The sequence below is a fragment of the Mycolicibacterium psychrotolerans genome, from assembly GCF_010729305.1.
GTDB lineage: Bacteria > Actinomycetota > Actinomycetes > Mycobacteriales > Mycobacteriaceae > Mycobacterium > Mycobacterium psychrotolerans.
Window position 1 is genome coordinate 553,011 of record NZ_AP022574.1, and the last position, 13,428, is coordinate 566,438.

General features: G+C 68.8%; 14 protein-coding genes. 8 read left to right on the forward strand and 6 right to left on the reverse strand.

Annotation, left to right across the window (positions count from 1 at the left end; translation table 11 throughout):
• Nucleotides 1–86 precede the first annotated feature (86 nt).
• On the forward strand, nt 87–416 hold the full coding sequence (locus G6N45_RS02760) for a hypothetical protein (protein WP_163720310.1): 330 nt from the start codon (nt 87–89) through the stop codon (nt 414–416).
• A 7-nt stretch (nt 417–423) separates the two neighbouring features.
• Here G6N45_RS02760 and fadD2 read toward each other — a convergent pair whose 3' ends face one another.
• Entirely contained in the window at nt 424–2,118 is a 1,695-nt protein-coding gene (gene fadD2, locus G6N45_RS02765; protein WP_163720311.1) for a long-chain-fatty-acid--CoA ligase FadD2, read from the reverse strand.
• A gap of 55 nt (nt 2,119–2,173) precedes the next feature.
• On the opposite strand from fadD2, the gene G6N45_RS02770 reads away from it, so the two are divergent.
• The 6 genes from G6N45_RS02770 to G6N45_RS02795 all read left to right on the forward strand — a co-directional run bounded on the left by G6N45_RS02770 (nt 2,174) and on the right by G6N45_RS02795 (nt 8,177).
• Nucleotides 2,174–3,412: a DNA polymerase domain-containing protein gene (locus tag G6N45_RS02770; RefSeq protein ID WP_163720312.1), complete on the forward strand. Its 1,239-nt coding sequence runs from the start codon at nt 2,174–2,176 to the stop codon at nt 3,410–3,412.
• Between the two features lie 150 nt (nt 3,413–3,562).
• Nucleotides 3,563–3,970, forward strand: coding sequence for an STAS domain-containing protein (locus G6N45_RS02775; protein ID WP_057150188.1), 408 nt, complete (start codon nt 3,563–3,565; stop codon nt 3,968–3,970).
• A gap of 127 nt (nt 3,971–4,097) precedes the next feature.
• Nucleotides 4,098–5,288 carry an acyl-CoA dehydrogenase family protein gene (locus G6N45_RS02780; protein ID WP_163720313.1) on the forward strand — a complete coding sequence of 397 codons (1,191 nt, stop codon included), beginning with the start codon at nt 4,098–4,100 and terminating at the stop codon, nt 5,286–5,288.
• Complete coding sequence (locus G6N45_RS02785) at nt 5,281–6,495, forward strand: acyl-CoA dehydrogenase family protein (RefSeq protein WP_246228856.1); 1,215 nt, start codon at nt 5,281–5,283, stop codon at nt 6,493–6,495. The genes G6N45_RS02780 and G6N45_RS02785 overlap by 8 nt, the downstream gene beginning before the upstream one ends.
• 13 nt (nt 6,496–6,508) lie before the next feature.
• Nucleotides 6,509–6,757: a hypothetical protein gene (locus G6N45_RS02790; protein WP_163720315.1), complete on the forward strand. Its 249-nt coding sequence runs from the start codon at nt 6,509–6,511 to the stop codon at nt 6,755–6,757.
• A 7-nt stretch (nt 6,758–6,764) separates the two neighbouring features.
• The gene (locus G6N45_RS02795; RefSeq protein ID WP_163720316.1) at nt 6,765–8,177 is read left to right on the forward strand and encodes an NCS2 family permease; all 1,413 of its coding nucleotides are present in this window, start codon (nt 6,765–6,767) and stop codon (nt 8,175–8,177) included.
• On the opposite strand, the gene G6N45_RS02800 is transcribed toward G6N45_RS02795, so the two are convergent.
• The 4 genes from G6N45_RS02800 to G6N45_RS02815 all read right to left on the reverse strand — a co-directional run bounded on the left by G6N45_RS02800 (nt 8,135) and on the right by G6N45_RS02815 (nt 11,714).
• Nucleotides 8,135–8,737 carry a TetR/AcrR family transcriptional regulator gene (locus G6N45_RS02800; RefSeq protein WP_163727682.1) on the reverse strand — a complete coding sequence of 201 codons (603 nt, stop codon included), beginning with the start codon at nt 8,735–8,737 and terminating at the stop codon, nt 8,135–8,137. The two genes, G6N45_RS02795 and G6N45_RS02800, sit on opposite strands and share 43 nt — an antisense overlap.
• Nucleotides 8,738–8,890: 153 nt before the next feature.
• Complete coding sequence (locus G6N45_RS02805; RefSeq protein ID WP_057150181.1) at nt 8,891–9,763, reverse strand: sugar phosphate isomerase/epimerase family protein; 873 nt, start codon at nt 9,761–9,763, stop codon at nt 8,891–8,893.
• 4 nt (nt 9,764–9,767) lie between these two features.
• Entirely contained in the window at nt 9,768–10,799 is a 1,032-nt protein-coding gene (locus G6N45_RS02810) for a Gfo/Idh/MocA family protein (RefSeq protein ID WP_163720317.1), read from the reverse strand.
• A 9-nt stretch (nt 10,800–10,808) separates the two neighbouring features.
• Nucleotides 10,809–11,714, reverse strand: a complete 906-nt coding sequence (locus G6N45_RS02815) for a sugar phosphate isomerase/epimerase family protein (protein WP_163720318.1) — start codon at nt 11,712–11,714, stop codon at nt 10,809–10,811.
• Between the two features lie 138 nt (nt 11,715–11,852).
• Between G6N45_RS02815 and G6N45_RS02820 the strand changes: the two genes are divergently transcribed.
• Nucleotides 11,853–12,845 carry a LacI family DNA-binding transcriptional regulator gene (locus G6N45_RS02820; RefSeq protein WP_179965334.1) on the forward strand — a complete coding sequence of 331 codons (993 nt, stop codon included), beginning with the start codon at nt 11,853–11,855 and terminating at the stop codon, nt 12,843–12,845.
• Here G6N45_RS02820 and G6N45_RS02825 read toward each other — a convergent pair.
• Nucleotides 12,842–13,381: a TetR/AcrR family transcriptional regulator gene (locus G6N45_RS02825; protein ID WP_163720320.1), complete on the reverse strand. Its 540-nt coding sequence runs from the start codon at nt 13,379–13,381 to the stop codon at nt 12,842–12,844. The two genes, G6N45_RS02820 and G6N45_RS02825, sit on opposite strands and share 4 nt — an antisense overlap.
• Between the last annotated feature and the right edge of the window lie 47 nt (nt 13,382–13,428).

Sequence of the window (13,428 nt, forward strand, 5' to 3'; positions counted from 1 at the left end):
TTCTCGGCGGTTCGGCACGATGTTTTCCGCCGTGAGCGCACGCTCGGCGCACGTTTCCGCGCGGGCCGGCCGGGAACCCCGCAGTCATGACCAACGACCGTGACTTCACCGAGAAACGGTTCGCCAGCCCGGGCACGACGCGCGCGGCCGTCACCTACACCGCCGTCGTCGTCGCCCTGGCCGCGCTGGCGTTCGCGTTCTTCGCGTTCGGCGCCCGCGACTCCGTGTACGCCGCCTCCCTCGTACCGGCGTTCCTGTTCCTGGGCGGGCTCGGCGCGTTCGTGCGGACCTACCGCGAGTGGAAGGCCGAACGCGGCTGGGCGGCGTGGCAGGGTGCCGGCTGGTTTCTGATGCTCCTGATGCTCGTCACCCTCGCCGTGCCGGGCTCGGCGATCATGGCCGGCGCCGTCAAATGAGCGCCGGCTATTCCACGTCCATCTCGCGCAGCTCCCGCTTGAGGATCTTGCCCGTCGGGTTACGGGGCAGCTCGTCGAGGAAGACGACCTCGCGGGGCACCTTGTAGCGGGCCAGATTCTCCTTCACGTAGGCCTTGATCGCGTCCTCGTCGATCGAGGCGCCCTCGGCCTTGACGACGAAGCACCGCAACCGGTGGCCCCACTCCTTGTCCTCGACACCCAGCGCGGTGGCCTCGACGACCTCGGGGTGCCCGCTGACGAGGTCCTCGATCTCGGCGGGGAACACGTTCTCGCCTCCGGAGACGATCATCTCGTCGTCGCGGCCGCTGACGTAGAGCAGACCGTTCTCGTCGAAATAGCCGACGTCGCCCGACGACAGCAGGCCGTCGATGATCTGCTTGCCGCCCCCGCCGGTGTAGCCCTCGAACGGGAAGAAGCTGCCGACGAAGATCCTGCCGACCTCGCCGTGGGGCACCTCGTTGCCGTTGTCGTCGAAGATCTTGACCTTCATCCCCTTGACCACCGGGCCGACGGTCGCCGGGTTGATCGAAAGATGTTGCGGCCCAGCGATGGTCGCGAAGGATACCTCGGTCGACCCGTACAGGTTGTAGATGACCGGGCCGAGCTCCTTCAGCGCCCTGGTGGCGAGCTCGGCGCCGAGTTGGGAGCCGGAGACGAACACGATGCGCAGCGACGACAGATCCGGCTTGGGTGAGGTCTTGTCGAGCTCGTCGAGCATTCGCGAGAGCATCACCGGCACCACCACGATCGCGGTGGCCCTGTGCTTCTCGATGTCGGCGAGCACGGTGGCCGGCTTGAAGCGCCTGCGCAGCACCAGTGTCGAGCCGAGCATCATGGCGACCGTCGCGTGCAGGAAGCCCAGCGCGTGGAACATCGGCGCGGGCAGCGAGGTCACCTCGCCACCCTTGAACGGCACCGAGGACAGCACACCGCCGATCGGCGCCAGTGACGGCGGGGCACTGCGGTTGGCGCCCTTCGGCGTCCCGGTGGTGCCGCTGGTCAGGATGATGATCGAGGAGTTCCGCGACACCTTGGGCGGCGGATTCGCCGTGGTCCTGGCGATCAGCTCCTCGAGGGTCTCGCAGGTGCTTGCCGACGGCTCGTCGGGCTTGTCGGGGTTGATCCCCAGCGCCCGCAGCTTGCCCAGCTCGGGCTCGGCCTGCGCGACCGCGGCGGTGTACTCGTCGTCGTAGATGATCAGCTTGGCGCCCTCGCGCTCCGACACCTCCTTGATCTGTGGACCGGAGAACTCGCTGTTGAGCAGGATGATGCGCGCGCCGGTCTTGGCCACGCCGAACCACGACACCAGGAACCACCGGTGGTTGCGCGCCAGGATCGCCACGCCGTCGCCGCCCTTGACCCCCTTGGCGAGCAGCGCGTTGGCCACCGCGTTGGCGGCGTCGTCGAGCTCCTTGAACGTCATCTCACCGAAGTCGTCGATGACCGCGGGCCGGTGCGGGGTGCGGCGGGCGTTGAGCGCGGGGATCATGCCGATCTCGCCCCAGCGTCGGATGTCGGCGACGAACGCGGCGATGTCCTGCGGCGGCTCCAGTTTCAGCGCGCCTGCCTCGAACATCTTGCGGGCATAGTGCAGTTCGGCCGTACCCCGGTCCCAGTACTTTCCGACCGACTGGTGAACCTTGTCGAACGCCTGCGACGGCAGGTCGGTGAGCTTGGACATGGGTCAACTTTATGTGACGACCGTCGCAGGGTGGCCTGGAACCTACGATGAAGGAATGGCCGCCCGGGAGTCTTTCGAGATCGGCGGGCAGCGGGTGCCGATCACCAATCCGGACAAGATCGTCTTCGGCGACCTCGGGGTGACCAAGGGCGACCTGATGGACTACTACAGCGCGGTCGCCGAGGGTGCGCTTCGTGGCGTGGCCGACCGCCCGATGATCCTCAAGCGGTTCGTCAAGGGCATCGCCGAGGAGGCGGTGTTCCAGAAGAGGGCCCCGGAGAAGCGGCCCGATTTCGTCGACGTCGCGGAGCTCAAGTACGCGTCGGGCACGTCGGCCAAGGAGGCGGTGCTGCACAGCCCGGCCGGGCTGATCTGGGCGGTCAACCTCGGGTGCGTGGACCTCAATCCCCACCCGGTGCGCGCCGACGACCTGGACCATCCCGACGAACTGCGCGTCGACCTGGACCCGATGCCCGGGGTGGGATGGCGGCAGATCCTCGACGTCGCCTTCGTCGCGCGGGAGGTGCTCGAGGACCACGGCCTGGTGGCGTGGCCGAAGACGTCGGGCTCGCGCGGGTTCCACATCTATGCCCGCATCCATCGCCGGTGGCCGTTCAAGCTCGTTCGGCTGGCCGCTGAGGCCGTCGCCCGGGAGGTCGAACACCGCGCCCCCGAATCCGCCACCGCGCGATGGTGGAAAGAGGAGCGCCACGGCGTCTTCGTCGACTTCAACCAGAACGCGAAGGACCGGACCGTGGCGTCGGCCTACTCCGTGCGCGCCACGCCGGACGCGCGGGTGTCGACGCCGCTGTTCTGGGACGAGGTCGCCGGATGCCGTCCCGAGGAGTTCACGATCTCGACCGTGCCCCGTCGCTTCGCCGAGCACGGCGACCCGTGGGAGGGCATGGACGACACGGCCGGCGGGCTCGAGTCGCTGCTCGAACTGGCCGAGCGGCTGGGCCCGGCCGAGAAGGCGCCCCGGGGCGCGCACCGGTCGACGGACGGCAGGCGCCGATCGACCAAACCGCTGATCGAGGTGGCGCGCACCAAGACCAAGGACGAGGCGATGGCCGCCCTCGCGCAGTGGCGGGAGAGGCATCCGGAGGTCGCCGAAAAGCTCGAGCCGACAGACATTCTCGTCGACGGTATGCGCGGCCCCAGCTCCGTCTGGTACCGCATCCGCATCAACCTCGAGCACGTCGCCGAGGCGAAGCGGCCACCCCAGGAGGATCTGCTGGCCGACTACAACCCCTGGGTCGGCTACACCGGCTCCCAGCAGCAACGCCGCGGATGAAAGTTACCGGCGAGTTTGCTGGCGGCCGGGAAAGCAGTTCTTAGCGAAGTATTAGTCGCTACTCCCCACGGCCTTAAATTGGCTCACTACCTTCAGTCATGTCAGGCCCGACGACGGGCTTGGATCAGCACTTGATCGAGGGAGGCGGCGATGTACGGCAATCCGACTTTTGATTGCGGTGGCGCCGACATTCGCGCGCATTGCCGCCAATTGGCCACCGTGGTCACGATCAGGGGCGCGCTCAGCGATGCCAACATCGCCCGCGCCACCGAGTACACGCGCCGCTTCGTGCTTGCGGAAAAGCCGTTCGTGCTCGACCTCAGCGAGATCACTTCGTTTGATACCGAAGCGATTTCGCTCCTGTTCACCGTGGACGACGCATGCTGCGCCGCCGGGGTCGAGTGGTCGATGGTGGCCAGCCGTCCGGTCGAGCAGACACTGCGTGCGCACGGCATCGACTTCGATGCCGCCGGCTCGGTCCCCGAGGCCCTCAATCACTTCGCCGACGCGATGGTCGCCCGGCGTCAACTGCTTCCTCTCCTCACCAAGACCGCGTAAAGGATCACTGTGTTACTTGATGTTCGGTGGCTCCGGTACCTCCTCCAGCGTCGCCACAGGTTCGAGGCCCAGCGCTTCGCGCTGACTGCCGGCTAGACGTTCGACCCGGGATGGCTAAGGTGCTCTCATGGGCACTGCCGTCGATGCTGACCGGGTAGCCGAAGCCGCGCACCGGGTGGTCGCGGAGCACGACCCGCGCACGGTGCCGATCCCTGAATTCCTCGGCGCGTGCTTCGACGCCGGCCTGTCCTGGGTGCACTTCCCCGAGGGTCTCGGCGGGCTCGGCGTCTCCCGCGGCCTGCAGGCCGTGGCCGACCGCATCCTCCAGGGCGCCGGCGGACCCGTGCCGCTGGGTCTGAACCCGATGGGCTACGGCATGGCCGCGCCGACCGTGCGCGAACACGCCCAGACCGACGACGTCCGCCGCCAGCTGCTGCGGCCCCTGGCCACCACCGAGGACATCTGGTGCCAGTTGTTCTCCGAGCCGGGCGCCGGGTCCGATCTGGCCGGGCTGGCCACGTCCGCGGTGCCCGACGGGGACAGCTGGATCGTCAACGGTCAGAAGGTCTGGACCAGCCTGGCGCACCGGGCGCGGTGGGGCCTGCTGCTCGCCCGTACCGATCCCGACGCGCCCAAGCACAAGGGGCTCACCTACTTCGTGCTCGACATGCACGCACCCGGCGTCGAAACCCGCCCGCTGCGGCAGATGACCGGGCATGCCGAGTTCAACGAGGTCTACATCAGCGACGTCCGCATCCCGGACACCCATCGACTCGGCGGCGTCGGTGACGGCTGGCGCGTCGCGATGACCACGCTGATGAACGAACGCAGCGCGCTCGGCGCGAGCGGCAGCAGGCGCGGCGCAGGCACCATCTCCGACGCGGTGACGCTGTGGGCGTCGCGTCCGGACCTGCACACCCCGGTGCTGCGCGACCGGCTGACCAGCCTGTGGCTGCGCGCCGAGGCCCAGCGACTCACCTCCGAGCGGTCCCGCGCCTCGGCGACGATCGGCGGACCTGGCCCGGAGGGCTCGATCGGCAAGCTCGTCGGCGCCGAACTCAACCAGCACATCTACGAGTTCTGCATGGACCTGCTGGGTCCCGAGGGCGTGCTCTACGACGGCTACGGGATGAGTGACGGCGACCCCGACGACTACCGGGGACCGATCCAGCAGCGGTTCCTGCGCAGCAGGGCCAACACCATCGAGGGCGGGACGTCAGAGGTGATGCGCAACATCCTCGGCGAGCGGGTGCTCGGACTGCCGGGCGATCTGCGGGCCGATGCGGGGATGGCGTGGAAGGAGATCCCGCGTGGCTGAGGAGCTTGCGGATCAGCCCAAGGGCGCAGCTGAGGAGCTTGCGGATCAGCCCAAGGGCGCAGCTGAGCGTGAGGAGCTGGCGGGGGACGAGTTCGTGTTCACCGACGAGCACAACCAGCTTCGGGCGGCGGTGCGCGGCTTCTGCGCCGAACACGCCGGCGAGCGGGCGATCCGCTCGGCGATGGAATCCGATCCGCCGTGGGACGCCAAGGTCTGGTCGCGGCTGGGTTCGGAGCTCGGCGTGCTGGGCCTGGCCGTCCCCGAATCGGCCGGCGGTGCCGGCGGCACCCTGATCGACCAGGCGGTGGCCGTCGAGGAACTCGGCGCCGCGCTGGCGCCCGGACCGCTGTTCGGCACGGTCTACCTGGCCATCCCCGCGCTCGTCGCGGCCTCGAAGACCTCGGATCTGCTGGGTCCGCTGGTCGACGGGACCCGTACCGCCGCATTCGCCATCGGTGACGTCACCGCCGCACGCGACGGCGACGGATGGACACTCACCGGCACCGTCGAGCGGGTCGTCGACGCCGGAGCCGCCGACGTGGTGTTGGTGGCCGCCGACGCACCGGACGGCACAGCGCTGTTCGCCGTGGACACCGATCACACTGCGGTGCAACGGATCCCATTGATGACGTTGGATCCGACGCGTCCGCAGGCGACGGTCGGCCTGGTTGACGCGCCCGGACGGCTGATCGCCGGCCCCGAGGAGGCGGACCGGGTGATCGCCCACGCGCTGCATGTCGGCTCCGCGCTGCTGGCCGTCGAACAGGTGGGCGCCGCGCAGCACCTGCTCGACCTGACCGTCGACTACGCCAAGAAACGGCTGCAGTTCGGCCGCCCGATCGGCTCGTTCCAGGCGGTCAAGCACCGCCTCGCCGACGCCCTCGTCGCGGTCGAGCATGCGCGATCGACCGCCTACCACGCGATCTGGGCGCTGACCGACGGCTCCGACGATCCCGCGCTGGCCGTCAGCATCGCCCAGGCGCTGTGCTCGGCCGCCTTCACCCGGGTGGCCAACGACACCATCCAGGTGCACGGCGGTATCGGCTTCACCTGGGAACACCAGGCCCATCTGTACTACAAGCGGGCCTACACCGATGCCGCGCTGCTCGGCAGCGCGGAGGAACACCGGGCCCGGGTCGCGGAGTTGGTGCTCGACGTCGCGCCCGACAAGGCAGCGCCGCGCGTCGCCACCGGAATGCCACGTTGAGAGGGGACGGGAAGTGACTGCGACACAACGACTTCTGGGAATGGTGGCGGTCGCCGCAGCGGCAGCGGCCGTTCCGCTGACGATGCTCGCCGGCCCCGCACCGCAGACCGCCACCGCACAGCCGCCGGGATCGTGCCCGCCCGGGCAGACCGGCGTCATCTACGGCTGCACTCCGTTCTGCCTGCCGGGCAAGGCCTTGGACCTGCAGACCGGCCTGTGCCTACCGGTGCAACCGCCTCCACCGCCTGCTCCGCGGTACTGAGCCGCGCATGAACCGAGTGGACCGCTTCTTCGAGATCACGGCCCGCCAGTCCACCGTGGGCACCGAGATCCGCGGTGGGCTGGTCACGTTCATCGCGATGGCCTACATCATCGTGCTGAACCCGATCATCCTGTCCAGCCCGAAGGACGTCACGGGCCAGTCGCTGAACTTCGCGCAGGTGTCGGCCACCACCGCGCTGGCGGCCGGCACGATGACGATCCTGTTCGGGCTGATCGCGCGGCTGCCGTTCGCGTTCGCCGCGGGCCTGGGCATCAACTCGTTCCTGGCCACCACGGTCATCGGCGAACTGACGTGGGCCGAGGCCATGGGCCTGGTCGTGATCAACGGCGTGATCATCGTGCTGCTGGCCGTCACCGGCCTGCGCCGGCTCATCTTCGACGCGGTGCCCATGCAGCTCAAGCTCGCGATCACCGCAGGCATCGGCCTGTTCATCTTGTTCATCGGGCTGGTCGACGCGGGCTTCATCGCCTCGACCGGATTGGCCTCGCCACCGGTCGGGCTGGGTGCGGGCGGCCTCGGCTCGCTCACCACGGTGCCGACGCTGGTGTTCGTCCTCACGCTGCTGCTCACCGGCATCCTGGTGTCCCGGCGGGTACGGGGCGGCATCCTCATCGGTCTGGTGGCCGGCACCGTCGTCGCCGTCGTCATCGAGGCGATCTGGCACCTGGGTTCGGGGACCGAGAAGCCGGGCGGGTGGGCGCTGTCGGTGCCGACGCTGTCCGGGTCGCCGTTCGCGCTGCCGGATCTCGGGCTGGTGGGAGAGTTCAGCCTGAACAGCTTCAGCCGTATCGGCGTCATCGCCGCGGTGATCCTGATCTTCACGCTGGTGTTCGCGAACTTCTTCGACGCGATGGGCACGATGACGGGGCTGTCCCGCGAAGCCGGACTCTCCGACGCCCAGGGCACGTTCCCCCGGCTGAAGTCTGCGCTGATCGTCGAGGGTGCCGGTGCGGTCGTCGGCGGTGCGACCTCGTCGTCGTCGAACACGGTGTTCATCGAGTCCGGCGCGGGCATCGAGGAGGGCGCCCGGACCGGGCTCGCGAACCTGGTGACCGGCGTGCTGTTCCTGGCGGCGATGTTCGTATCGCCGCTGGCCTCGATCGTGCCCACCGAGGTGGCGGCCGCGGCGCTGGTGATCGTCGGCGCGATGATGGTGTCGCACCTGCGGCACATCGAGCTGTCGGAGTTCTCTGTCGCCCTGCCGGTGGTGCTCACCGTGGCGGTGATGCCGTTCAGCTACTCGATCGCCAACGGCATCGGGGTCGGCTTCATCTCCTGGGTGGTGATGCGGTCCGCTGCGGGCAAGGTGCGTGAGATCAGCCCGTTGCTGTGGGTGGTGGCCGTCGGCTTCGCGATCTACTTCGCCCGCACGCCGCTGGAGTCGCTGATCGGGGTGTGATCCGCGGCCCGTTCGGCCGCGACGCCGATGATCACCGCCCGGATCTGGCGCGCGATGTCGTCGCGGCTCATCTCATCCGGTGAATCGTTGGCGAACCCGAACACCAGGCCGCCGAGGTAGGCCAGCAGCACCGTGGTCTGTTCGTCGCAGAGGGACCGGTCGACGGGGGTTCCGTTGCCGGTCTGGATCGCGACCACCAGGCGCTCGGCCAGCGCCCGGTAGCTGTCGGCCATCTGCTGGAACTCGGACGCAATACCGGTGTCGCGGTGTTTCGACATCGTCAGCTCGAGCCGGGCGCGGGTGCGGGAGCGTTGCGGTTCCTCGCGGATCGACAGGATCTGCCCGGCCAGCACGCCGGCGATGACGGTTCCGCTGCTGTCGGGTGCGTCCTTGAACGCCTCGGTGAACGCCTCGGCGTCGTAGCGCACCAGCTGGTCGGCGACTCCGTGCAGCAGTGCCGCGCGGGTTCGGTAGTAGAAGGACGTGGTGCCGTCGGGCAGTCCGGCGTGCCGGTCGACCTTGAGGTGGCTCAGACCGCGCGGCCCCTCGTCGGCGAGCAGCTCGATCGCGGCGTCGCACAGCAGGCGACGCCGCTCGGCGGCGTTGTGCTTCCGTTTGCTCTCAACACTGGCGATCCTACGTCCGGCGTGCCGAAACTGTGTCCCACGCGGTGTTTTCCGGCGATCTGGCGCGTCGAATACAGCTTCGGCAGATCAGCGGTACTTGGCGACGTATTCGGTCATCGTCTCGAGCTGATAGCGCGAGACGTCATGCGCGGCTTCGTCTTCGGCGAACACGCTGGACACCATCACGGTGTCGTCGCGGTCGTAGAAGCCGAGCTTGGCCAGGCCGCCGAAGAACTCGTCCCAGTTCACGTCGCCGTCCCCGATCTTGAGGTGCTGGTGCACCCGCACCGGGTTGCCCGGCGGATTGGTGATGTAGCGCAGGCCGTGGCTGCGGTGGTGATCCATCGTGTCGGCGACGTGCACCAGGCGCAGTTTGTCGCCGGCGGCGGCCATAATCTCGGCCATGTTCGCGCCCATGTGGAAGCTGTGGCATGCGACGTAGACCATGCCGATGTTGGGTGAGTTCACGCCGCGGATGATGCGCACCGCCTCGAGCCCGTCCTCGACGAAGTCGTCGGGGTGCGGGTCGATGCGTACGTCGATGCCCTCCCGCTCGAAGATCGGCACGAGTTCCTCCATCGACCGGAAGAACGCCCGCTCCGACTCCTCGGCCTTCTCCGGCCGTCCGGAGAACTCGGTGTTGATCACGTTGACGCCGAGGTCGACGGTGATCTGGACGACGCGCTTCCAGTTGCGCACCGCCGCTTCACGCGCGTCCTCGTCGGGACCCGACCAGCGCAGCACCGGGAGCACCGACGCGATGCCCACCCCTGCCGACGCGCACGCCTTCCGGAACTCGGCAACCAGGGCGTCGTCGGCGCGTGGGTGGTTGAAGAACGGGATGAAATCCCGGTGCGGGGTCAATTGCAGGTATTCGTAGCCCAATTCGGCGACCAGAGCCGGGAACTCGAGCAGCGAGTAGTCATGGTGGAACGGGGTCGGATCCAGTGCGATCTTCACGATGTCAGGCTCCTGGGATCGAGGCGCGGTCGACCATGTCCACCGCGACGGGTTGTCCGGACTGCAGGGCTTGGACACCCGCTTCGCACACGGCGGTGGCGGCGTAGCCGTCCCACGCGGTCGGCCCGGCTGTGTAGGTCCCTGTGGTGGGGCCGCAGCTGACCGCGTCGACCCACCGCTGGATCTCCGTGTCGTAGGCGCGGCCGAAACGCTCCTTGAAGCTCGGGGTGATGGTGCCGCCCCAGGTTCCGGGGGCGCTCTTGCGGACCAGGCCGACGTCGAGACCGATCATCGCGCTGCCCTTCTCGGCGACGAGTTCGGTGCGTACCTCGTAGGCGACGCCGGTGGTGACGAACAACTCGACGTCGACGTGCTTGCCACTGGCGGTGCGCATGATCGCGATCTGCGGATCGAACAACCCCTCGCGCGCAGCCGGATTCGGCGTCGGTGTGACGATCTGGATCGAGGTGATCTCCTCGCCGAACAGGAAGCGGGTCACGTCCACCTCGTGCACGAGCGAATCACGCACCGTCATCACCGAATCGAAGTGGTCTGGGACGGCCGGGTTGCGGTGCACGCAGTGCAGCACCAGGGGGCTGCCGAGCTCGCCGCCGTCCAGAAGCGCCTTCAGGGCGGCGTACTCGTCATCGAAGCGGCGCATGAACCCGACCTGGATCAGCCGCGTTCCGAGCTCGGCCTCGCGCCGGACCACCTCCAGCGAGGTGTCGACGTCGGTGGTCAGCGGCTTCTCGCACAGCACCGGCTTGCGGTGCTCGAGGCAGGCCAGCAGCTGCTTCTCGTGCGTCGGCCCCGGGGTCGCGAGCAGGACGGCGTCGACATCGGGGTCGGCGATGGCGTCGAGTGGGTCGGCGATGGCACGGCACCCGGGGATGCCGGCCGCCACCTGCTCGGCTTTCTCGGCCACATAGTCGTTGACGACGGCGACGCGGGCACCGGAGATGCGGGAGGTGATCCGCGCGACGTGGTCGGCGCCCATCAGACCGACGCCGAGGACGGCGATACGCAAGTCGGACATGGTCGGCTCCTAACGGAAGGTGACGGACGGGATGCCGCAGGACCCGAGGTAGGTGCGGGTGCGCTGGGCGATGGGCAGCGGGGCGTCGACCTCGCAGGGGTACATGTCCTGCTCGACGATCGCGAACACGTCGATGCCGAGGTGCTCGATCTCGGCCAGAAGCGAAGGCATGTCCGGGATCCCGCGCGGGGGTTCGGTCATCGCGCCGAGCTTGACGGCCTCGCCGAACGGCAGGTCCTCGGCCTCGACCTTGGCCCGCACCTCGGGGTCGACCTGCTTGAGGTGCAGATAGCCGATGCGCTCGGGTGCCCGGCGGATGATCGCGATGTTATCCCCACCGCAGTAGGAGATGTGGCCGGTGTCGAGACACAGGTTGACGAACTCGCTGTCGGTGCCGTCGAGGAAGCGGTAGACGTTCTCCTCGGTGTCGACGTGGGAGTCGGCGTGCGGATGGTATTGCGCCCGCACACCGTAAGTCTCGAACATCGCCTTGCCGAGCTGGTCCATGCCCTCGGTCTTCTTGCGCCACTGCTCGGGGGTGAGCACGCGGTCCTCGAGGACCGCGCCGGTGGACGGATCACGCCACATCTCCGGGATCACGACGACGTGTGTGCCGCCGACGGCGGCGGTCAACCGGGCGACGTCCTCGACCTGGGTCCACACCGCATCCCACGAATCATCTTGATGGAGATGCTCGAACACGGTGCCGGCGGAGAGCTTCAGGCCGCGGGAGCCGAGCTCGGCGAGCAGCTTCTCCGGGTCGGTGGGCAGGTATCCGTAGGGGCCCAGCTCGATCCACTCGTAGCCGGAATCGGCGACCTCGTCGAGGAAGCGGTGATACGGCGTCTGCTGCGGATCGTCGGGGAACCACACCCCCCACGAATCAGGGGCGGAGCCGACGCGGATGGTGCTCATGCGGGTGTCCTCGTCTCTCGACTAACGCGCGTTAGTAACGCGCGTGAGGTCTACTATGAACCGCGTCCCTGAATGTGTCAACCGTCACTCCCGTGGAGGATCCCCGCCGTGAGCACACCTCGCCGACGCCGCCCGACGATGGCCGACGTCGCCGAGCGCGCCGGGGTGTCCCGGACGCTGGTGTCGTTCATCCTCGACGGCAAACCCGGCGCCAGTGAGGAGACGCGGCAGCGGGTGCTCGCGATCGCCGGCGAGATCGGCTACCAGCCGGACTCCGCGGCACGCCTGCTGGCCCAGGGACGCAGTCGCACGCTGGGCGTGATGACCGACGTGCGTCAGCTCTTCCAGGCCGAGTTGGTCACCGAAATCTATCCCGCCGCAGAACATCTGGGCTACGAGGTGCTGCTGTCGGCGAACCTGCCGGACCGCACCGAGGGCGCGGTGGTGGACTCGCTGCTCAGCCATCGCTGTGGGGCGCTCATCCTGCTCGGCCCGAACGAGGACCCCGGCTTCTTCCGCGACCTGGCGACGCGGGCACCGGTGGTCGTGGCCTGCCGGCGGCTGCCGGGGTTGACCTCGGACACGCCGCTGGCGACGGTGCGCACCAACGACGCCAAGGGCATCCGGCAGGCGGTCGACTACCTGGTGGGACTGGGGCACCGCAGCATCCACCACGTCGACGGCGGCGCAGACCCGGGATCGGCCGACCGGTCACGCGCCTACAAGTCCGCGATGCGCGCGCACGGTCTGGCCGACGAGATCGCCGTGATCGCCGGAGCGCACAACGAGGAGGCCGGTGCCGCCGCGGCGCGCGCGATGCTGGCCGAACCCTCGCTGCCGACGGCGGTGCTGGCGGGCAACGACCGTTGCGCGCTGGGCATCCTCGATGTCTTCACCCGCGCGGGTGTCGCTGTGCCCGAGGATGTTTCACTCGTCGGTTACGACGACAACCGACTGTCGGAGAACCCGCGTATCGATCTCACCACGATCCACCAGGACGCACCCGACATCGCGCGCAACGCCGTCGAACTCGCCGTGCAGATGCTCGTCGACGGTGCCCCGCGCACGTCGGACGTCGTGCTGGAGCCGACGCTGATCGTGCGCGGGACGACCGCCCCGCCGCGCGCCTAAGAGCCGGCCGCCGACGCGATCATCCGGTCGATCACCGCCAGCAGTCCCTCATCGGCGGCCGACGGCGCCGGTTGCCCGCCCAGCGCACGGTGCAGCGCGTTGTAGTAGAGACCGTCGCCGATCAGCTTGACGGCCCGCGCGGTGTCCAGGTCGCCGATCGCCTGGTGCAGGATCGTCAACCATTCCTCGGCCGCGGCCTCGATCGCCGCCCGGGCCCGTGCGTCACCGGCCTGCCGCAGGCGGGACACGGCCACCAGCACGCGGTCCAACGGCGTGCCCTCGTAGTGCGACGAGCGCACGTAGTAGCGCGCCGGACCTTCGGGCGCGGTGCGCATCACCTCGGAGTCCTCGGCGGCGAGCGTCGCCAACCGCTCGCACACCGCCGCGGCGAGCTGGTCTTTCGACCGGAAGTGGTACAGCACCCCGCCCTTGGACACCCCGGCGCGCGCCGCCACGGCGTCGACCGTGGCGAACCGCTCACCCTCTTCTGCCAGCAGATCTGCGTAGGCGTCGAGGATGCGGTCGCGCGAGGACATGGGGCCAGCCTAAAACTCGGTGGTTCACTGCACCGTCTGGACAGTAC